Genomic DNA, 20,318 nt, shown 5'->3' on the forward strand with positions numbered 1-20,318 from the left:
GAGAATGTGCCTTCCGACGCAGCGTCGACTTCCTCCGGCGGTGCTTCCAAGCCAAACTTGGAAGACATTAGAAAGAAGGTTTTGCGGCGTTCCGCCAAGTCCGACTGAAAACGGCCGGTGCTTCCTCTTCTCATCATGGCCGCGCGATGGGAGGAGGAGGGACAAGTTGCGGAGGAGAACCATAACGGCTCAACCGGTGCGCTAGTTTTCTAATCGGAGGCCGCTTCCGTGTTCTGTTGATCCGGTTGCTTAGCGATGGAATACATGAGGCATCATGATCATCGAATGCGTGGACATCTTTTTGATCGATCTCCCCTTGCGTAAGCCTCGCACACTGGAGACGGTCCCGTTTTCCGAAGGTTGGCCCCAATGGACCGGGGTTCGCACGGTGGTGGTCCGATTGCGAACGAACCGCGGGATCGGCTGGGGAGAGGCTGCACCAGGAAATGGACCGCTGATGTCGCCCGAGTGGAGCGACGCGACTTTTTTCTGCCTTCGCGACTGGATGGCTCCCAGGGTCGTGGGGCGCGATATCGCCGATGCTCAGCAATTGCAGGGGCTTTTGGCGCCGATCAAGGGGCATCGTTACGCCCGGGCCGCTCTGGACATCGCCTGGTGGGATTTGCAAGCTCGGCTCAAAGGCCAACCGTTGCATCAACTGCTCCAAGCAAAACAGACCCGTATTCCTTTGGGTATCTGGTTGGATCGTACGGAGTCGCACGAGGGGTTTTTGGAAGAGATTGCCGCGGCCTTCGAAGCGGGGTATTCTCGTGTTGGGTTGAAGTTGCGTCCCGGCTGGGATTTGGCCATGTTGAACGCCGTTCGCCAGGAATTTCCGACGGAAAACATCATGGGCGATTTGGAAGGAGCCTTGGGACTGCACCACATGGACACCCTCTGCCGCCTCGACGATTTCGGGTTGAGGATGGTGGAGCAGCCTTTGCCGCCCGAGGACTTAGTCGGCCACGCGATGCTGCAAGAGACGTTGCGAACACCCATTTGCTTGGATGAATCGATCACCACGCCGGAACTGGCCGACATGGCCTTGGAGCTTCGTAGCGGAAAATACGTCAATATCAACGTGGCACGGGTAGGCGGTTTGACCCCTGCGACGGCCATCTACGATGCCTGCCACGCCGAATGCGTCCCTAATTACCTCGGTATGAATCCTCAAAGCAGCCTAGGGATTCGGGCATCGCTGGCCCTGGCGGGGCGTGCCAATTTTTCGTATCCGGCGGATTATTGGAACCCGTCCGACTTGTTGAGCCAAGATTTGGCGGATCCGGTGCCCCTCGAAAAGGATGAGGCCGGCGGTTCGCTTGTCGCGCACTTGCCGGAAACGGTCGGCCTGGGCGTCGATCCCGATCCTCGGGATTGGGACGGCTTGATTCGAGATTCGGCTCAAGTCGTGCGGCAGTGAGCAGAAGCCTTCTCCGTTCCGCAAGAGAACTGGTCTTAGGCCGATCCTCGACGAAGTGAAAATGGAATCGTGTCAGCGTTTTCAGCGAAAGGGTGGAATCCATGATTCATGTCGTCGCCGAAATTACGACGAAAGCCGGCTGTCGCGATAAGGTCTTGGATCTGTTTCGAGCGGCGGCCGAAAAGGTTCGTCAGGAGCCGGGGTGCATCGAATACGTCGCGGTCGTGGACGTCGAGTCCGGACTGCCGGTTCAACCTCCCATTCGCCCCAACGTCATCACCGTGATTGAAAAATGGGATTCGCTGGAGGCCTTGAACACGCATGCATCGGCCGACGCCTTGCACGAGTTTTTGGAACAGGCCGGGACGCTGATGGAGAGTTTGACCGCACGGGTCATGGAGCCGGCATGAGATCGATTTGCCGCCGCGGGATCGGATCGCAAGAGGGCAGCCGCCTGCCGGATGCGTTTCCAGCCCGGCTCCTTTGTGAAATCACCGGCCGACGGAAATCGAGATGCCGACTAAACATTGCGTCGCTGGGAAAACCTTTGCGACCGCAGAATTCCCTCGACGAGATGATCGATGTCCTCCGACGTATTGTAGAAGTAGAAGCTCGCCCGGGCGCTGGCCGAGACGCCGAAGCGGCGATGCAACGGCATGGCGCAGTGATGACCGGCACGAACCGCGACGCCGAAACGATCCAACAGATGGGCCAAGTCTTGCGCGTGCAAGTCCTTCAGCACGAAGCTGACGATACCGGCCTTGTGGGCAGGCTCGGGCCCCAGGATGCGAACGCCGTCCACGTCCGCCAACGCGGCATGGAGCTTTTCCGTAAGTCGCCGTTCGTGTGAGGCGACGCGACTCAAACCGACCGTCTGCAAGTAATCGACGGCGGCTCGCAAACCGATGGCTCCCACGATCGGCGGCGTACCGGCTTCAAAGCGGGCCGGAATATCCCCGGGAACGAATCCATCCAGCGTTACTTCGTGAATCATGCTTCCGCCGCCGAGAAAGGGAGGCATGGACTCGAGGATGTCTCGCTTGGCATACAGCACGCCCACACCGGTCGGTCCCAACATCTTGTGCCCGCTGAAAACCAGGAAGTCCGCATCCAGACGTTGAACATCCGTCGGATGATGCGGGACGCTTTGGGCTCCGTCCACCAGCACCCTCGCGCCTACGGCATGCGCGGCCGGAATCAACTCATCCAGCGGATTGACGGTTCCCAAGACGTTGGAAACCGCGGTCACCGCCAAGAGCTTGGTCTTCTCGGTGAGCAGATGCGGAAGCGACCGCAAATCCAGCATTCCGTCGTCCGTGAGGGGTATGTGGTGGATGACGGCCCCCGTCCGTTGAGCCAATTGGTACCAGGGGACCATATTCGAATGGTGCTCCATCTCCGTGAGGAGAATCTCGTCGCCTTCCCGGACGTTGGCGTCCCCCCAAGCGCGTGCGACCAGATTGACACCCGCCGTGGCACCGGAGGTGAACACAATTTCCTCGCGTTCGGCGGCGTTCAAGAAATCCTTCAAGCAGTCCCGGGCACCCTCGTACAGCTCCGTCGTTTCATCGGCCAAGGTGTGGATGCCCCGATGGACGTTCGAGTAGTGGTGCTCATAGGTATCCACGATTGCGGCAATCACCTGTCGCGGACGTTGCGTGGTCGCCGCGTTATCCAAATACACGAGCGGAATGCCGTCGCGGAGAACCTTGCGCAGGATCGGGAAGTCGGGCCGAAACAGAGAGGGATCCAATTCTTCGGGGCAAGTGGTGGTTTTCATGACGAAATCGGGCGTAGCGTCCTTTCTCCATGCAGTCGATGAAATTGCGATCTTTGAAGTCACCAGCGCCTTCCGCCGCCGAATGCCGTTTCGGCATCTGCCCCCGCGTCGTCTCAGACATTCGCCTTGCGGATCCGTCAGCCGAGCCGCCTCGGCATTCAAGGCTCTCCCATGGGTCAGGATGCCTTTCGCACTGTCGGGGTTCGCTGCGGTGGGCGGCCCGGCCTGGGACCTCGTCGCCGCCGATAACCTATTGTATCGCCGTTATCGAAAGGCGTCGGCCGGATTTGCCGCGGCGGGGTTTCAAGATTCCCTCGCATCACCGCCGGAAAACGCCGGTTCGGCCGAAACGGCTCTCGCATCAGCACTTGAGGAGAGACGGCTTGACCAGGCGAACGAGGAGGCCGCGCCCCGGTTCGACACTTCTCTCGAACACGATCGTGGTCACTCCACCTTTCGGGCAGTCGAGGTTGCCCCCGCCGATGAGCCAAGCGGCGATTTGAGCCGTGTCGGGTGCGTGGCCGACCAACGCCACCTCTTCAAGTCGCCCGTTCCATTTGCGGATCCACGCCAACACTGCTTCGAAATCGGAATCCGGGCGCAGCGCCTTCAGGATATCGAGCCGCTTTTCGCCCCCGCACGCGTCGCTCAGGATTTCCGCCGTCTGCACGCAACGGACAAGGGGGCTGGTCGCGATACGTTCGCAACGGATCGAGCGGGCGGCCAATTTTGCGGCGAACTTGCGAAATCGTGATTTGCCCTCGGCCGTGAGGGGGCGTAAACCGTCGTCCGGCCAACGATTCGCATCGACCTCTTCCGCCCAAGCATGACGAAAAATGTGAACGGTCAGCATGGTCGAAACCTTTGACTTCAATCCAGGGCTCGCGGCGAACCACCGTCACCGTATTGTTGTAGTTTGCGTCGCAGCGTGACGCGGTGCATGCCTAAAACCTTCGCAGCCGCCAAATACCGACCTCCGCAACGTTGAAGAACAGTTTGCAAGAGCGGGGGCTCCACGGCTTGCAAGAATCGGTCGTACAAGTCACCCTCCGCGGCCTTCTCCTTGAGCATCACCTCTGCCCAACGCCGGATCAACTCTTGCAGCGACCCTGCCGGCGATGCGACATCGGTGGGCTGGGCCAAAAGCGGCGGCGGCAGCATTTCTCGGCGCAAAGCTCCGCCCCTGGCTAGGATCATGGCGTATTCCAAGGCATTGCGAAGCTCTCGTACATTGCCGCGCCACGGGCGCGATTGGAGCTCCTCTAAGAACCCCGGATCCCATGTAGGAGGATCGAGGCCCATCCGTTGCGACAACTGGCGGACGAAATACCGGACCAGCGGCTCAAGATCTTCGCGTCGCTCGCGAAGCGGCGGGATACGAATCTCAAACGTTACCAATCGAAAGTAGAAATCATGGCGGAATTTGCTCTCCGCCGCCAATCGGGCGAGGTCCCGATGAGAGGCCGAAATCAGACGGAAGTCGGATCGCACCGGCCGCGTCCCGCCCACGGGCAGAAACTCCCGGTATTCTAGCGCACGCAGTAATTTGACTTGGAGGAGCAGAGGGATATCAGCCGCCTCGTCGATGAACAGCGTTCCGCCGTGGGCACGCTCCAGCAGTCCGGCGCGGCTTTCTTCGGCTCCGGTGAACGCTCCGCGGACATGCCCGAATAGTTCGCTCTCAGCCAAGGACGGGCTGAGGGATGCCAGGTGCGCGATGATGAACGGACCTTCGCGGCGTCGGCTGAAGCGATGGATGGCCCGGGCCACCAGCTCTTTTCCGGTGCCGCTCTCTCCTTGGAGAAGCACGGCGGCGTCGGTCGGCGCGACCAGCGCGATCTGCCGGAATACCTCTTGCATAGGCGACGAACTGCCGATGATCGGGAACTCGCCTTCCGCTTCCGGCGAATCCGTCGCGACGCGGTCGGCGTTTTCGGCCGGTGGCTGCAATGCCCTTTCGATGACGCGACGCACCACCGCCAAGTCGAAGGGTTTGACGAGGTACTCGAAGGCCCCTTGCCGCATCGCCTGCACGGCGATTTCCAAGTCGCCGTACGCGGTCATGATGGCGATGGGGACTTTGGCGTGGAGCGATCGGATTTCGCGCATGATTTCCAGGCCGTCTCGCCCCGGCAGACGCACATCCAGCAAGATCAAATCAGGAGGCCGTGCGGCGACCGATTTCAAGGCCGCCTCCCCATCCGCGGCGACTTCGGCGGAGTGGCCGAGACGCTCCGTCAGCCGCTGTAGACCCCAGCAGATGTCCGGCTCGTCATCCACGATCAGCAGGTGCGCCATCGCCGCCGGTCCCTTCCATTTCCATCGTCCACTTCAACGGAAATTCGAACGCGAATACCGTTTGATTGTGCCGCCGCTCCCAAAGCAATCTGCCGGCCAATCTTTCAGCGATACGGGCGGCGACCAACAAACCGAGCCCGCATCCGTCGACCTTCGTGGTCACTGCCGTGTGGAAAAGCTTGTCCCTTACGCTTTCCGGAGGACCGGGACCGGAATCGACGACTTCGAGTCGCCCGGACGCCGTGGCATCATCGAGAAGCAGGGTGACGAAAACAACCTTTTCGCCGGGGGCTTCTCGCGAGGCCTCCAGGGCATTCATGAGCAAGTTGGACACGAGCTGGCCCAGCGCGCTGTCGCTTGCCTTCAGTAGCAGTTGCCGCTTCGGGAGATTCAATCGCAAGCTCACCCCGGCGTGGCGAAATGCCGGCCCGCTCAATTCCACCGCTTCCTCGACCGTCCGCACCAGATCCGCGCCGCCGGGGGTATCCGCCGGAAAAGCTTCGAGGGACAGGAATTGTCTTAGCAGGTTCTCCATCAAACGAATCTGACGGAGGACGACCGCCAATTCTTCGGGAATCGAATCGGCCTGGCATTCCGCGATATGCAGTTCCAGAGCCATCCGTGCCGCGGTGGCGTAGTTTCGCAGTTGATGCGCCAGTCCGGAAGCCAATTGCTGAAGGGATCGCCGACGCTCCTCTTCGCGAAGTCGAAGCTCGTAGTTGCGGCGTTCGCGTAGCAATCCGTCCAGGGCCAGGGCCAAGTCGCGCAATTCATCGTGCGTGCGAGGCAAATCGACGCCCAGGGCCGGATCACGAGCCGCCGCGGCGGTTTGGATAGCCAGTCTCTGTAGCGGAAGACTAATCCGACGTGAGAGCCAGATCGCCGCCGAAGCCGATACCAAGGTAGCCGCTACCGCAGCCAGGGAAGCCGGCGGCAGGGCCTGTTGAAACTCCCGCCGCCACGGTACCTCGCGGATCAACACCATCAGCTTGACGGCTCTGTCGGCACTCACGTTAGCCGGCGTCTTGAGGGGCACAACGTTGAACCGGTATCGTCCGTCGGAGAGGACGATTTCAGAGTTCCAAGGCGACGACTGCGGTGTGTTGGTCAAATCCGAAAGGACCTCGCTTTCGGACGGAGAAAACACTCGGGTGGCATCTAGGAGGGCGCCTGCACGGTTTACGGTCACGAACTCGGCATCTGTCAGCGACCGCATTTGCATCAGTACCGGACGGGACAAGGGGAAGGAAGTCGTTTGAATGATCTCCGAAATTCGCTCCAGGGTCGCCGCGCGTTGCAGCCGGACACGATTAGTCCATGCCAGCGTCATCCAAAGTGACGCCGTAAATGAGGCGAGAAACCCAATCGCGGTGAACGCCGCCAGAAAGCGACGGTGAAGAGGACGACGGCGAGACGCATCGGGGGACGAGAGCATTCTGCCGGCCCTAGGACAAATATGGAGCACCGTACAGACGGCAAGGTCGTGCCAGGACTTGATTCTCCATCTCAATTCAACCCTCCAGCCGCCGAAGGAAAAGGGGCGACCGGTGCATACCATTGGGAACTGTGATGTTAATCGAATCGCCGCAATTGTCAATCAGCGCGACATGAGCAACCACTTTTGGGTGGCTCGCAGTCATGATTCGTTCCGGGCTCGACCGATTTCGATGTCGCAAGAGTGACACGTGCCGGTCTTGAGCCAATTCCGGCATGAGGCTAAACTCCCGCTGTGAACTGGGAAAAACGGGAGAAAATGTCGGGTGTACTCCGCCGTTCTGCCGTCTTCCACCTATTGCCACAGGTCAAACGGTTCGGTTTCGTGGGATATTTTGGGGGCTTAGGGGCATCCCCGAAACCTGGCCGCAAATTCACCCGCTGATTCGAGCCTTCTACACAAAATGGAGGGCTTCGGGAAGGTTTTTGGTTGAAGTCGTGCGAGGGCTGTTTACAATGAAAAAGGAGGCTTTCGCCGTCTTGTCCGGAGTCACAAGGAGGTGACGCATGAGGTTGCCGTTGATTTCCGCGGTCGTGTGTGTGGCGGCGTTGGCAGTTGGTGCGGTTTTGGGGGCGGGCACTTATCAGCCGCCTCCCGTGATGGGCCCGACGCGTGGCCCCGTCATGCCCGAGCGTCCAAATCAGGGAATGATCGCTCTGGCATGCCAAGCGGATAAGTACCAACAAATTGTGGTGCTGGACTCGGCAGCGGGAGTGCTTGCCGTTTACCACGTCGATCTGATCTCCGGACGCATCGGGTTGAAGAGCGTACGGAACATTCAGTTCGACATGGGCATGTTGGAATACAACGTCGATCGGCCGTCACCAGGAGAACTGGAATCACTCTTAAAGTCGCCGTGATCGTTCCGGTCTTGGGTCTTCCCGAAGCCGGGGCCTGAAGCGGCGACACGGTTCGGGAGAAGTCGGGAATGGTCCAGAAGTATTACACTACCAAAGAAGCCGCGGACGTCTTGGGCGTTACTCCTGCCGAAGTCAATTCGATGCGAGAGAGGAACGAGCTGCGCGGCTATCGTGACGGCACGGACTGGAAATTCAAGGCCGAAGACATCGAGGAAATGGTGCGGCAGCGGCGTTCCGGAGTGGGCACGCCGCCTTCTTTTTCCGACGATGAGATCGTGCTGGGCATCGACGATCTTTCCCCGGCGGTCGGGAGCAGCGCCTCGGGCACGGTGATCGGCGGCGAAAAAAAGCCCGAATCTCCCGCTGACGAAATTCAACTCGGTGGTAGCGATTTGGATTTGCTAAGTTCCCAAACCTCAACGGAGGGAGGGCCGAGCGGCGGGTCGAGCGTTGTTTCCGCGGGAGCCGGTTTGGACGAGGAACTGTTGCCCTTGGAAGAGGAAGGCACGCCGTCCGCGACGGCGCCGGCAGCCGGTTCCTCGGGCGACTCAGCCGTCAATCTGGCCGGCGGTTTGGACGATGATGAGATCGTCATCGGCGGCAGCGGGAGCGGGAGTGACATCACGCTGGGCGGCGATAGCGGCATTTCTCTCGTGGATGCGAACGACAGCGGCATCTCGCTGGAGGAACCTCTCGAGCTGGCGACTGGTGACGAGTCGCTGGAGTTGAGCGAAGACGATATGTTGATGCTGGACGAGGCGGCGGACACGGAGGCTCCCACCCAGCTCAAGACCGATGAAGATTTCATGCTCACCCCTTTCGAGGAGGTCGAGGAAGGGGAAGAAACGGAGAGCGGTTCCCAGGTCATCGCGCTGGATACCGAGCCGGGGACTGGGTCCTCGCCGGGTATGGCGGGGCTTCTGGGTGAGGCACCGCTGGCGCCTTCCATGACCCCAGCGACGGCGATTCCCGGCGGTCCGTTCGGCGCCCCCACGCCGGGTATCGGTGCCGGACCCGTGGCTCCGGGGCCCGTCTATGCCCCTGCCGCTGCGATGATGGGCGTCGAGGCACCGTGGGGCACGCTGTGGAACGTCCTCATCATCCTGACTGCCGTGCTCCTGCTCCTGTGCGGGATGATGACATTCGACCTGGTCCGAAACATGTGGAGCTGGAACGGCCCATATTCCCTGAACAGTTCCATCATGGATACCATTCTGAGTTTCTTGCCTAAATAGCTCCGAGCATCCCCCGATCGTCACGGCGGGCAGCCGCGTCTCAGCCGTCATGGAAGCCGGCGAGTGCAGGAATGGGTGCGCCCTGCCGCGCTTGCTCCGATGCCAGAAGCCGCAACTTGCTCGCGCGGCCGTGTCCCAACACGGTACAACGGCGTCGTCGGCGTTTTGGTGTCTGGCGTCTTGGTATCCGCGGTCTGCCGGGCACGAGCTAGCCGGTAGGGCTGGCGGTTGTCGCCGGGCGGCTGTTTTCCTCTGGGGCGTGCCGTATAATTCCCAAAATGAAGGCCGTCGCCTGACCGGTGGCTTCTGAAACCGTATCATGCGCCAGACCGGGTGTGAGCGGTCGGATGCTACCCCGGGTGACGTTTCGGAAACTGTCGAACGATCGATTCCGGCGGCTTGCCCACTCGCGGCGCCTGCCGCGACGTACGGACCTTCGAATGCACCATTCCCGCCTTGTATCTCCAAAGTCGGTTCCCTATCGTGTGCTCTCCACCGTCATTCGGTTTCTAGCGTCGTTGCGGTTGGCGGTGGTCACCTTGGTCGCCTTGGTGGTGATTCTGGCCTGGGCGACGTTCATCGAGCAGGCCTACGGTTCCGCGGCGTCGCGTTTCGGGGTGTACCGCACCGGTTGGTTCGCGGGCTTGGCCGTTCTTCTCGGCTTGAACGTCTTTTTCGCGGCCGCCGTCCGCTTTCCCTGGAAACGGTATCAGACGGGATTCGTGATCACCCACGCGGGAATCCTGGTCCTGCTGACGGGTTCCATGCTATCGGCGCTTTACGGCATCGACGCTCAAATGCGGATCTATGAAACCGATCGGCCGCGTGCGGACCTCCTTGGCGGATTGGCCTTCGAGGATTCATTGCACTTCGAGCTTACGCTCCCCGTCCCTGCCTCCGCGAATACGCAAGAGACCGCGGATCGGGTAGCGCGGCTCGTCCGCGTCCCATTCCATAGCGGGCCTTTCAATTGGCGAGATTATCACGCTTTCAGTCTGCGACACCTCTTTTCCGCCGATCCGGGGCGCCTTCCCTGGTTTCCCTGGGGACTTCGGTCCATGGCCAAGGGAATCCTCTATGATCGAGATGGCGTCCGCCTGGAAGTCCTGGACTACTACAGCGATTCCCGGGAGGTGTCCGGGGGTTACTTGTGTATTTACGCGGAGACCAATCGCAGTCCGGAAGGGGGGGCGGCACGGGCGTGGGAACCGGTCGAGCTTGAGATCACGCCGGGCAGACAGCCTGGGGGACAGGCCGTCGTTCCGGTGGGTTCCCGGGCGACGCTGGCGGACGGCACAAGTCTCACGTTTACGGTGGCCGCGACCAACTCCTCCGATGAAGCTCGGGCGTTTCTGGAGTCTCGCCCGCGGGCCGAAGAGTCGTTTCAGGATCAGGTGGTCCTCTTTTGCCGCGGGGTGCGTTATGTCATTCCAACCGCAGATTGGAAAGACGGTTCCAAAATATCCCTAGGAAGCACGGGTTTGACCGTGACCCTGGCACAGCGCGAGGATCGTCTGTTGGCTCTGGAGTTGACGGTCGAAGACGGCGAGGGCAACGCGGAAGAAATGCTGCTGTTCGCCGACCGTCCGGAGTTCAATCGGCAAGCCGGAAGGCTCGGTGTGTTCGGATCCTATTGGGTGGACACGGCCGCCGTCAACCAAGACATCCGTCGTTTGACCGACATCCATCCGCAGGCATTAGCCGGCGGGACGCAAGGCAGGGTAGACCTGTTGCAGTCCGCCGATGGAAAGCTGTACTTCCGCTATTGGAAGGCACCACGCTTCATTACCGCCGGATCGGTTCCTCTGCTCGGTTCGCCGATCAAGTTGGGGGAGGGACGGGACGGATTGAGGCTTGCCGTGCGGACGCTGCTGCCTTACGACCTCGACCGGCCCGAACGCAAGACCGTGGTCCCGCGACCGTTCCGAAAGCGGCGGACCGGCATGGAACAGCCCCGCGCGCTCGTGCGGTTGACCGTCGGATCGCAGACCAAGGATTCGTGGTTGGCGGTGCTACCGCAGGGGGCGACGGAGGCCTTTTCGGCGGATGAGCTGATACGCCTCGCGGAGGGCGACCGATCGGCGAGCTTGATTCTTCGTTACGATGCCGTGGACGTCGGCTTTCGTCTGCGGTTGGCCGAGTTCCAGCGAAAGATGGATCCCGGCACGACGCAGCCGTCCCATTACGCCAGCTTGGTGGATCTCTACGTTCCCACCGACTCGGCCGAACGCTTCGGTAGATACCCGGCGGAGGATCCCAACTCCGAGGAGTTGCGCGATGCAGGGCTGACGTTGGTTCAACGGGGCATCCTGATCACTTTAAACCACCCCGTAAACCTGTCGGACCCCCGCAGCGGTCGCACGTATCGGTTATATCAAGAGGCTTTCAACGGCCCATTCCAGCCGGGTGACCCCATTTATGAGAGGGTGCTGGGCCCGGGATCGGCAAAATCCGAGCTGTATGCCTCGATCCTCACCGTCAACTACGATCCGGGAAGAGGGCTGAAGTACTTCGGTTCGCTTCTGATCGTGGGGGGAATCGTGACCATGTATCGCATGCGGGCGTATTTCTTCAGGCGGCGATCCCGGGAAGAAATGACGTCGGATTCAAAGCCTGAACCTACCGTCGAGAGAGGTGCTCCGCGTGGAGACACGATCCATGTAACGACGGAGACCGGGGGCAAACAGGAGGAGGAGAGATCCGTTGCCGCTCCCCGAGGGTGATTCGACCGTAAGTCGCGTGCGTGTCAGCCTGCATTCGTCCGACGTGCGAAGGTTCCCATGGCGGTCGATACGAATCTCAGGTGGTGGATACCTCCTGGTACGTTTATGAGGATTCGTGTTGCGGATTAGTGATAGCAGGGCTTGGGCAAGAAGGAATATTTCGGATGACTCAGAGGGTAACGCTGTTCGGCAAGGTTCGGATCGCCGCCGTGCTCTTTGCATGCGGGGCATTTTGGGCGTCAGGATTGTCTGTAGTCCGTGCGTCGGAAAGCGCCAAGCTCGATCTTTCCGCGTGGAAGACGATCCCGCTTTGGGAAGATGGACGCATCAAGCCGTTGGACACGTTCGCTCGGCAAATCGTGACCGAGTTGTGCGGACGAGAGTCCCCCACGTTGCCTTCTCCACGAGACGCCGCCGGGCACCCTCGCAAGGATCACCCCTTGTTTCCCGGTGGAGAGCCGCGGCGCTGGACGCCCGAGGAGCTGTTGTTCAGTTGGCTGGTGGAACCGGAGCTTTGGGAGGATGTGGCCTTCCTGGAAGCCTCGCACGAAAAGCTCCGCTCCGATATCCTTGGCGTCGCGATCGTGGACGCGGAAGGACGCCGTTTGAAATTCGTCTCGCCGCGTGAATTGGAGCGGGCGGAACGTTTCCAGCAATACCTCCGCGACTTGAGCAGGCGGCGGCGCGAGTTGCAATCGCGCGGCGAACAATTCCGGCCGCTGGGATTGGATCGCAAAGTCTCGTCGCTCTGGAATGCGTATTCCCGCTTTCGACTCTTGGCTTACCAGCCGCGGCCGGACGCCGTGCCGGAATTCCCGCCGACCGTGCCTTTGCAACATCCGGTAACGGTGCGATTGAATCAATTGATCGAGGATTGGTCGGCCGTCGAGCCGCAGTTGCGTCAATTGGCGGAGGCCGGTGCTTTGGAAGCTGCGGCTCAGGCCGTCCATTCGCATCCCACGCCGAATTTAGTAGCGGCGGTTCGTGAACGGTTTGAGGCATTGGAGTCCGAGTTACGGAATCGGGCGACGTTTTCGACGCTGGATCGGCGACTCGGTGCTTTGAAGAAGCCGCTCCGCGAGTTGGCCTTGACCATGGAGAGTCTCCGCAATCGGGCGTTGAGCACCGAGGCGCCGCCGGGCATGGACTCGTCCCAGTTTGACGGTCTTCGGGGTAATATCCGTTTGTTGTCCGCCCGTCTGCAAACCCTGGCACAAAACGTGGAAGCTTCGCAAGTGATGCTCTACGATGTGGGCGGTGGTCCGCATGTGCTTCCCGCCCCTTTTGTTGCCGCCATTGTTTCTCAGAGTGATTCGGGTGAACCGATCTCTCCTTGGATCAGCTTGCAGGCGGTGCTGTTCGGGGATTGGCGTGAGGCCGACAGCGTTTTGGCGCCGTTCGCGCACTGCTCGAGCGAGTACGGTGCGCTATTGCAAAAAACGCGAGACGCTTTCGAGGACGCCGCTGCGGTGTATCGAGATCGTGACGCACCGCAACGTGAGACGCAGTTGGCTCAGGCCTTGGAGAAGTTGCGTGAAGGATTGCGAGAGCTGGGAACCGCGATCGAGCCGATCCGCCGTACTTTGCCGTTGGATTCCAGTCACCGGGACATCTTGGCGGCGACGGCCTACCCTTCGCGCAATGCGGTTGCCACGGAACTCTTCTATAATCGCTTCAACCCCTTTTTCTGGTCGTGGGTGGTGAATCTCGCGGCCTTTTCGGCGATTTTACTCAGCCTGGGACGGATCCGGGGACCTTTATTTTGGACCGGCGTAGCACTTCTGGTCGTAGCACAGGCGATCACGATTTCCGGTTTCGGCCTGCGAGTCGCGATCACAGGGTGGGCACCCGTCACGAACATGTTCGAGTCGGTGGTTTTCGTCTCCTTAGTGACGGGCGTCCTGGCGATTTGGTTCGTGACGCAACCCATTGTCGGCGACGGATTGCACGAGGCTTGGAGGTGGACTGCATTTCCGGTTCGATTGCCAATGGGCGGGAACGGTTCCGAGAGTCGAGGCACACGGGCTGCTCCGAATTCGGGCCGGCGCATCGTTTCCTGGGTCGTCATTACCCCGCTTCGGGCCGTTTTGTCCGTCGTCCTATTTCTGTTGCTGGCCGTCGTTCCGTATGACGTCGCCAAGAGCCGCGCCGTCTTCGACCTCGTGCCGGAATTCGCGCGGGGTGTGACGTCGCCCTCCCCGGGAGACGTCATCATGATTCTCTTGGGATGGCTGGTCGGCATCTGCATTTTGGCGGCGATCGTCTGGGGCGTGCCGCGGCTGCTTTTGAGCGCCGTGCTCAGTCTCTTCACGATCCCCGCCGGTCTGAACCGAGAGAAGCTCCGATCCGCCATTCGGCACGCCTATGCCCGAAAACCATACGCTCTGGCCGGCGCGGCCTTGGCCTTTTCCGTCGCCATGATCGGTTATTTTACCCCGGTGTGGGATCGCGGCATCAACGCTTTGCAACCGGTCTTGCGCGATCGCATGTGGTTGTTTGCCCACGTATTAACGGTGACGGCGGGGTATGGAGCGGGATTGCTCGCCTGGGGATTGGGTAACTTGGCCCTGGGCTATTACTTGTTCGGCCGATACCGGCAGGTGTCCGACGCTCCCGTGACCGGCAGCGACGGCGTGCATCGTCCAGCCGCCGGGACCGCGGCCGGCATCGCGTCTGTGCAGTCGCCGGAGCCGTGCGTCCATCTGGCCAGCTATATGTACCGAGCGATCCAGGTCGCCGTGGTGTTGTTAACGGCGGGAACGATTCTGGGCGGAGTCTGGGCGGACCGTGCCTGGGGACGATTTTGGGGGTGGGATCCCAAAGAAGTTTGGGCCTTGGTTTCCATCTTGGTTTACTTGGCTTTGCTCCACGGTCGGTATGCCGGCTGGATCGGCAACTTCGGTATGGCGGCCGGATCGGTGATCGGTATGATTTCCGTGGTCTGGGCCTGGTACGGCACGAATTATCTCATGCCCATCGGGTTGCATTCGTACGCAGGCGAGGGCGGCGGCGGCGGACTCTACGTAGCGGCCTTCTTTACGGCCAATCTGCTGGTCGTAGGGGCGGCGCGACTGCGATACATGAAAGAGATCCGCGCCGCCCGGGCGTTGAGCCGGGACATCGAGCCCCAATCCCTTCGCTCGACCAAGCCCCGGCGAGATCGGGAGCCCGTGGCCACGAACGCTTGATGCGCTATTCAGCCCGCGGAAAAAACGCTGCCTTGGGAGCGAAAACGGCCATATAGTGCTGCGTTCCCGGAAGGAACCACACTTCCACGGCGATCCATCCGCCCTGTTCGGCCTCGGTGATGAGCTTGCTGAGTTGCGTCCCGTGATCCTGCCCTCTTACGGCGATCTCGGGATAGGTCTCAATTACGCACACCCGGCCGGTCCGTTTGCACTGTTCGGCCAAAGCCCGCCAATACGCAACACGGCCGTCGGCGGGCAGATGATGGTAGGTCTGCGAGATGAATGCCAGGTCGAGGGAACCTTCCGGTCGGCCCGGGTGATCCGTGGGGCACTGATAAGGCTCGATTTCCGGGCGTCCCTGGAATCTTTGTTTCATTCCATTTACGAGCCCAAGCTGGACCTCAGCGGCAAAAACACGGCCGCTTGGCGCCACCCGTTGCGCTAGCTTGTCGGACCACCAGCCGTCTCCCGCCCCGATATCCACCACGGTGTCTCCCGGCCGCAGGTCCAAACGATCGAGAATCCATTCCGCTTGATTGCGATAACTGTAACCGCCGCCGTCTCGAGAGGCAAAAGCGGCGGCGTCGAGGATTCGAGAGCTAGGGCACTCGGCGGCGATCGCGGCTTCCATCAAAACGCACACGAACACGAACACCGCTGCCGTCTGAATCCGGAATTTCATAGGAGATCCTCCTTCGCCAAAGTGGAATTCGTCCAAGGATGAAGCCGCGAGTCGCATCGCGTGACATCCTTCGATGGAAGTGACAAGCCCAAGGATAACGCCTTCGGGAGCAGGCAAGCAATTCTTTTCAGTCTGTTTCTACCCGAGCTTTCCTGCCGGAATCTGTCGCGACGGGGCATGCCATGACCTATAGTTCTGTGAGGCGGTCCATTCACCGCGCAATCGTGCGCTACAACTTCGTTCCGCTTTTTCAAAGGTAGCAGGGCCATGAAATGCGTTTGGGGGTTCAGGTACGTTCGATCGGTTTCGCAATTTCTCGGCCCCTATCAGGCGGGACGAGCGTTGCGGGGGATCTCGCTTCGGCCGAACACGCTCCCGTCCCTGGTAGCCTTAGCGGCGGTAATGGGGATGGCGGCGATCACGACGGCTGAGCCGGCTAGGGATACACGCGAGGGTCGTCGCTACACAGTAGAAGCCCGCGTGGAGTACGCCAAAAACTCCGGCACGAATATCCAAGCACAACTTTCGCCCGGCGACTTCACCATACCCGAGGGCTTTTACGCATCGGATTTCCGGTACTCCTTCGGAGACGTCAAAACCGGAAAAGAATCAAACCGGATCGGTCCGAGAACAATCTATTCCGTGACGGAAAAGCGGTTTGTTTCGGAAGCCCGCAGCACGCCTGATTTCACACTTAAACCGGGAAAGTATCGCTTTTCGGTGGGCGGGATGCCGGGTGCCGTCGGCACGCTTAGCTATACCTTGCGACGCGGCTTCCCCTCCGGACACGAGGACGATCAACTTGCAGAAAAGGCCGACCGGATCATCGAGGTCACGACCTGGTCTACAACTAAGCCGGAAGAAAAGTACACGGAAGTATACTACATCAAAGGAAAGAAGGTGGTTGGACGTATCAACCAGGAACTCAAGGGCACCCCGGACAATCCTCATTATCACTCAGAGCCGATACAGCTCCGCGGCGAGTTCGTCGGCGTGATTGAAGAAAATGTGATTCGCGGACATTGGAAAGTGACCGGTGGACCGTACCGAGTAACGATTACACATGTAGACGGCCGTTCCTACGGTCGCACGGATTCCTTTCAAAGCAACTACGATGCAGAACTAACGCTCCAGCCCGGCGGCAGCATAAAACTTGTGGTCAACGGCAACGGTGAAACTGTGTGGGAATATGACGATGTAGCTTTGCAAGTCAAAGAATTTAACGTGACGGAAAAGACCTTCCGTCATAGTTGGAGCATTCCTCCGGAAGGTGTGGAATGGGGCATGGAAGGCACATGGAAAGAAACAAGCTCGGCAGGAAAGCAGCCGTGACCCAGCGACCGCGCCGTCCGTCCGACCTGATGCAGCTACCGTCATATTCCGAGGTTTCCGAGGAAACTCGGATGTGTTGAAGGCTCGCCTTCCGATTCGGATGCTTTCGAGCGAGGAGCCTCTTTCTCCAGGAATTCCGCGGCGCTGTCGCGGCAGATGGCCCTTACGGAATCATGGCTCAATTGCGACTCCGTCAATTTGAGCAGCGCCGACTCGAAGTAGAACATCGGGGCGAACGACCCGAAACAAATACGCCGCTCTGGGAGGATCGCGGCCAGTCGTTCCAGCGCGGCCATTCCCTCCAACATTCCCAGGTCTGCATAGACTCGTCCGGCCGAAAATAGCTTTGCCAAATCCGGTGCGGTGGCCGCCCGGTGGCAGTTCAACAACATGATCCGCAGCCCCGAAAAGGCATTCAGCCAACGTGACAAGGGGGCCGCATCGACGGGCTTCACGGTGAGAAGGGGATGCTGCGCGCGAATATCCTCCATCTCCAGCACGATTTGAACTCCGATGTCCGATCGTTCGGCCAGATGTAACAATTGCCCGAATTCCGGCGCATCGAGTCCGTAGCCGTGATAGGCCGGAAAAAGACGGATGATCCGCATACGGAAGTCTTTGAGGCACTTGCGAAAGTCTTCTTGCCAATCCGGCATCGTCGGGTCGACGGTGCCGCACGGTGTGAAGAAATCCCGTCCGTGTCTCTCGCACTCCTCCCATAGTCGGCCGTTGGCCGATGCCATATCCCGGCGGAAAACCGCTTCGAAGCTTCCGGCCCAGGCGGCGGTCACGCCGCGGTTTTTCAAATGGGACGCTAATGCGGCCGGCTCGTCATTCGGTAAGCGGCGAAAGGGCCATTGGAACAGATAAACGTGGGTGTCGATGAGAGGGCAAGGCGATTGCACCGGGAATGCGGAAAAAGCGGCGCCTGCGACGTCGGCTCGCTCCAGCATACCGGTCGCGGCGACACAAGCCAGGAAGTCACGGCGGCGGATATCATGGTCGTTCTTCATCCGTCCAGTCCTTTGGCCTTCAAGATCGGCGCCAGTAAGGCTTGAAGATTCCGCCCCAGGATCAGTCGCCGAGCATCTTCGTCGATCGCCGCGCCGAGCACCTTGCCAACTTGAGTCGCGAAGCTTCGCCCGGGCGCATCGCTGCCGAAAATCACGTGGTCCGCGCCGAGAAGTCGCACCGCTGCCTCCGTGAAGCCCGCCGTGGGATCGCTCCCGCTCAATTCCGCGTAGATGTTCGGCACCGCGCGAAAGGCCCGCAGTCCCAGCTCCCAATTGCCGCCGCCGCTGTGGGCGGCGATGAATGCCGCCTCGGGATGACGCCGCGCCAGGCAGGCCAAGTCTTGGGGCGTCGATTCGCCGGGAAGGTTTCCGGTCGACTTGATATACGTGTGCTGAAGAATCACCGCACGCTGCGCCCGGGCGAACTCCACGATCGGATCGAGAGCCGCATCGCAACAGCGGCGGGCCACCCACAGCTTGACTCCGACCATCGGCCCGTCTTGAAGATGCCGCCGCATTTCATCGAGAGCGACTTGCAGATGATTGGGATTCACATACACGAACCCAAAGACTTGTTTGGGATAACGTTCCACGGCTTGTCGCACTTCGCGATTCGCCTCTCTCAGTTCTTCCGGAGTAGGATCGTATTGCCAGCGAGTTCCCATGAAGATGCAAACATGCGTAATGTTAAGGCGGGCAGCGCACTCCAGCAGCCGCTCGACCCGTTCCTCGGGAGTATTTCCTGGCAATCCGGCCAGATGCGTATGTGCGTCCCAGATGTCCGTGCCGACGGAGCAGACGCTTTGGTTGATACCAAGACCGGCAGGGAAATCGCTCATGCAGCACCGCGTGAACTTTCTACTGAACGAACCGCAAGGGCAAAAAAAGGGGTCATCGCGCCGATGCCCGTCAACGGCTTCGCCTGTAAGAAATTCGGTGATCGGGGCGCAACAGTGGCATTTTGTCGCCAGTATACATTCGCGAATCGACCCAGACATCGGTCATCCCGCTCAACGGACGGCAATTCGCAGACTATGGAATAACCGGCGATCCGGGCGGGACCGCACCCGCGGAAGTGCCTCATGCCTTGTTAGAATCAGTACCACATTCGGCGACTGTCGTCAGTCCGGACAGCGACCGGAACAGCCCATGCCAGCGGCCGTTTTGCGCGACGTCCGTGAAATTGCACTTGCGGGAATTGGGCGGCTTGGATAAATAGTCGTCGGCAAAGGGCTTTTCAGGAGCGGCAACCAATCCGTGCACAGCTCGAACCCGTCCTTGGCCGTGACGGACGACAGAGGGGTGACTCTCATGCGATTTTGCGCTGCGCTCTTTATACCGGCCGCCCTGTTTGCGGCAGGGCTGTCCGGATGCGCGCAAAACCAGTTCGCAGCCTCGCAAAACGCGGCCATGCAACAGCAGCAAGCAGCGTTAAGCCGCCAATTAGAGGAAGCTCAGGCGCGAGCCGTGGCCTTGGATCGCGATAATCAGCAACTGCAAACGATGCTGGCTCAGGCTAACCAGCGGGCCAAGATTTTGGAAAATCAAGTGGCGGTCGTCCAGCGGCAGTTGAGCGACACAACCGCTCAGGTCGCACAATTGCAGAAGGAGAAAGAGGAGGCGGAGCGGCAAGTCAAGACGTTGAATGCTTCGTTGCAGCGATCGGGGAGCGTGAGCATTCAGCCCAACAACAGCTTGAGCCAAGCCCTTCCCGCGGTCAACATTCCGGGAGTTCAGGTTCGTCGAGACGGCGACGTCGTTCGGGTTGAATTGCCGGCGGACCAGCTTTTCGAGCCGGGTGTATTGCAATTCCGGCCGGATGCCATCCCGTTGCTAACCGCGGTAGGAGCGGAGATTGCGCGGACCTATCCCAATCAACTGATCGGGGTGGAAGGCTTCACGGATTCCGGTCCCCTCCGTTCCACCACTTGGAAGAATCATCTTCAAATGTCCGTTTCGTGGGCCGCAGCCGTCCAGGACGCCTTGGTCATGCAGGGCATTTTCCCGGCGGACCAGCTCTTCGTGGTCGGCCACGGTGCGTCCCACCCGGTCATGTCCAACGCGACCGAGGCCGGACGTCAGAAAAATCGGCGTGTGGAATTGGTCATCTACCCCGAGAAGCGGTCGTCTTAAGGCCGATCCGGCAACGGCACTCGCCTTGTGGGAGGTGATTGCTTATCGTGCGCCGCATTGGTTGGAAGGAACGCGGAACCGGAATCGCAAGACGCTCATTGCGTGACCGGCCGCGGACCGTCCGGCCCGGCGCCGTGCATACGGCTTCAGCGGCCCGCT

15 protein-coding genes are annotated in these 20,318 nt (G+C 60.3%); 8 read left to right on the forward strand and 7 right to left on the reverse strand.

Annotation, left to right across the window (positions count from 1 at the left end):
• Nucleotides 1-274: 274 nt before the first annotated feature.
• Both ACZ5B4_RS04700 and ACZ5B4_RS04705 read left to right on the forward strand, forming a co-directional pair.
• Nucleotides 275-1,420 (forward strand): enolase C-terminal domain-like protein, encoded by a 1,146-nt coding sequence (locus ACZ5B4_RS04700; protein WP_464913276.1) that lies wholly within the window; start codon nucleotides 275-277, stop codon nucleotides 1,418-1,420.
• A gap of 101 nt (nucleotides 1,421-1,521) precedes the next feature.
• Nucleotides 1,522-1,830, forward strand: coding sequence for a putative quinol monooxygenase (locus ACZ5B4_RS04705; protein ID WP_464913277.1), 309 nt, complete (start codon nucleotides 1,522-1,524; stop codon nucleotides 1,828-1,830).
• A 110-nt stretch (nucleotides 1,831-1,940) separates the two neighbouring features.
• Here ACZ5B4_RS04705 and ACZ5B4_RS04710 read toward each other — a convergent pair whose 3' ends face one another.
• The 4 genes from ACZ5B4_RS04710 to ACZ5B4_RS04725 form a co-directional block, all read right to left on the reverse strand.
• Complete coding sequence (locus tag ACZ5B4_RS04710; RefSeq protein WP_464913278.1) at nucleotides 1,941-3,200, reverse strand: aminotransferase class V-fold PLP-dependent enzyme; 1,260 nt, start codon at nucleotides 3,198-3,200, stop codon at nucleotides 1,941-1,943.
• A 361-nt stretch (nucleotides 3,201-3,561) separates the two neighbouring features.
• Complete coding sequence (gene sixA / locus ACZ5B4_RS04715; protein ID WP_464913279.1) at nucleotides 3,562-4,074, reverse strand: phosphohistidine phosphatase SixA; 513 nt, start codon at nucleotides 4,072-4,074, stop codon at nucleotides 3,562-3,564.
• Nucleotides 4,071-5,498, reverse strand: coding sequence for a sigma-54-dependent transcriptional regulator (locus ACZ5B4_RS04720; protein ID WP_464913280.1), 1,428 nt, complete (start codon nucleotides 5,496-5,498; stop codon nucleotides 4,071-4,073). The genes sixA and ACZ5B4_RS04720 overlap by 4 nt, the downstream gene beginning before the upstream one ends.
• Nucleotides 5,473-6,510: an ATP-binding protein gene (locus ACZ5B4_RS04725; RefSeq protein ID WP_464913281.1), complete on the reverse strand. Its 1,038-nt coding sequence runs from the start codon at nucleotides 6,508-6,510 to the stop codon at nucleotides 5,473-5,475. Before ACZ5B4_RS04725 ends, ACZ5B4_RS04720 begins: the two co-directional genes overlap by 26 nt.
• A gap of 989 nt (nucleotides 6,511-7,499) precedes the next feature.
• Here ACZ5B4_RS04725 and ACZ5B4_RS04730 point away from each other — a divergent pair.
• The 4 genes from ACZ5B4_RS04730 to ACZ5B4_RS04745 all read left to right on the forward strand — a co-directional run bounded on the left by ACZ5B4_RS04730 (nucleotide 7,500) and on the right by ACZ5B4_RS04745 (nucleotide 14,999).
• Nucleotides 7,500-7,853, forward strand: a complete 354-nt coding sequence (locus ACZ5B4_RS04730; RefSeq protein WP_464913282.1) for a hypothetical protein — start codon at nucleotides 7,500-7,502, stop codon at nucleotides 7,851-7,853.
• 68 nt (nucleotides 7,854-7,921) lie between these two features.
• A complete protein-coding gene (locus tag ACZ5B4_RS04735) occupies nucleotides 7,922-9,088 on the forward strand; it encodes a helix-turn-helix domain-containing protein (RefSeq protein ID WP_464913283.1) in 1,167 nt (388 codons plus the stop codon).
• 440 nt (nucleotides 9,089-9,528) lie between these two features.
• Complete coding sequence (locus tag ACZ5B4_RS04740; protein WP_464913284.1) at nucleotides 9,529-11,811, forward strand: hypothetical protein; 2,283 nt, start codon at nucleotides 9,529-9,531, stop codon at nucleotides 11,809-11,811.
• A 164-nt stretch (nucleotides 11,812-11,975) separates the two neighbouring features.
• Nucleotides 11,976-14,999, forward strand: a complete 3,024-nt coding sequence (locus tag ACZ5B4_RS04745; protein ID WP_464913285.1) for a cytochrome c biogenesis protein — start codon at nucleotides 11,976-11,978, stop codon at nucleotides 14,997-14,999.
• Between the two features lie 4 nt (nucleotides 15,000-15,003).
• Here ACZ5B4_RS04745 and ACZ5B4_RS04750 read toward each other — a convergent pair whose 3' ends face one another.
• Nucleotides 15,004-15,681, reverse strand: coding sequence for a class I SAM-dependent methyltransferase (locus ACZ5B4_RS04750; protein ID WP_464913286.1), 678 nt, complete (start codon nucleotides 15,679-15,681; stop codon nucleotides 15,004-15,006).
• A gap of 408 nt (nucleotides 15,682-16,089) precedes the next feature.
• Here ACZ5B4_RS04750 and ACZ5B4_RS04755 point away from each other — a divergent pair, with 408 nt between their 5' ends.
• Nucleotides 16,090-17,013, forward strand: coding sequence for a hypothetical protein (locus ACZ5B4_RS04755; protein ID WP_464913287.1), 924 nt, complete (start codon nucleotides 16,090-16,092; stop codon nucleotides 17,011-17,013).
• A 41-nt stretch (nucleotides 17,014-17,054) separates the two neighbouring features.
• On the opposite strand, the gene ACZ5B4_RS04760 is transcribed toward ACZ5B4_RS04755, so the two are convergent.
• Both ACZ5B4_RS04760 and ACZ5B4_RS04765 read right to left on the reverse strand, forming a co-directional pair.
• Entirely contained in the window at nucleotides 17,055-18,026 is a 972-nt protein-coding gene (locus ACZ5B4_RS04760; protein WP_464913288.1) for an amidohydrolase family protein, read from the reverse strand.
• Entirely contained in the window at nucleotides 18,023-18,865 is an 843-nt protein-coding gene (locus tag ACZ5B4_RS04765; protein ID WP_464913289.1) for an amidohydrolase family protein, read from the reverse strand. The genes ACZ5B4_RS04760 and ACZ5B4_RS04765 overlap by 4 nt, the downstream gene beginning before the upstream one ends.
• 571 nt (nucleotides 18,866-19,436) lie before the next feature.
• Between ACZ5B4_RS04765 and ACZ5B4_RS04770 the strand changes: the two genes are divergently transcribed.
• Entirely contained in the window at nucleotides 19,437-20,159 is a 723-nt protein-coding gene (locus ACZ5B4_RS04770; protein ID WP_464913290.1) for an OmpA/MotB family protein, read from the forward strand.
• Nucleotides 20,160-20,318 lie beyond the last annotated feature (159 nt).

The sequence above is a fragment of the Thermogutta hypogea genome (assembly GCF_055386265.1).

Bases quoted from the DNA above. Each gene is read 5' to 3' on its own strand.
- ACZ5B4_RS04700 (WP_464913276.1), top strand. From the start codon at position 275: ATGATCATCGAATGCGTGGACATCTTTTTGATCGATCTCCCCTTGCGT.
- ACZ5B4_RS04705 (WP_464913277.1), top strand. From the start codon at position 1,522: ATGATTCATGTCGTCGCCGAAATTACGACGAAAGCCGGCTGTCGCGAT.
- ACZ5B4_RS04710 (WP_464913278.1), bottom strand. From the start codon at position 3,200: ATGAAAACCACCACTTGCCCCGAAGAATTGGATCCCTCTCTGTTTCGG.
- ACZ5B4_RS04720 (WP_464913280.1), bottom strand. From the start codon at position 5,498: ATGGCGCACCTGCTGATCGTGGATGACGAGCCGGACATCTGCTGGGGT.
- ACZ5B4_RS04730 (WP_464913282.1), top strand. From the start codon at position 7,500: ATGAGGTTGCCGTTGATTTCCGCGGTCGTGTGTGTGGCGGCGTTGGCA.
- ACZ5B4_RS04735 (WP_464913283.1), top strand. From the start codon at position 7,922: ATGGTCCAGAAGTATTACACTACCAAAGAAGCCGCGGACGTCTTGGGC.
- ACZ5B4_RS04740 (WP_464913284.1), top strand. From the start codon at position 9,529: ATGCACCATTCCCGCCTTGTATCTCCAAAGTCGGTTCCCTATCGTGTG.
- ACZ5B4_RS04745 (WP_464913285.1), top strand. From the start codon at position 11,976: ATGACTCAGAGGGTAACGCTGTTCGGCAAGGTTCGGATCGCCGCCGTG.
- ACZ5B4_RS04750 (WP_464913286.1), bottom strand. From the start codon at position 15,681: ATGAAATTCCGGATTCAGACGGCAGCGGTGTTCGTGTTCGTGTGCGTT.
- ACZ5B4_RS04755 (WP_464913287.1), top strand. From the start codon at position 16,090: ATGGCGGCGATCACGACGGCTGAGCCGGCTAGGGATACACGCGAGGGT.
- ACZ5B4_RS04760 (WP_464913288.1), bottom strand. From the start codon at position 18,026: ATGAAGAACGACCATGATATCCGCCGCCGTGACTTCCTGGCTTGTGTC.
- ACZ5B4_RS04765 (WP_464913289.1), bottom strand. From the start codon at position 18,865: ATGAGCGATTTCCCTGCCGGTCTTGGTATCAACCAAAGCGTCTGCTCC.
- ACZ5B4_RS04770 (WP_464913290.1), top strand. From the start codon at position 19,437: ATGCAACAGCAGCAAGCAGCGTTAAGCCGCCAATTAGAGGAAGCTCAG.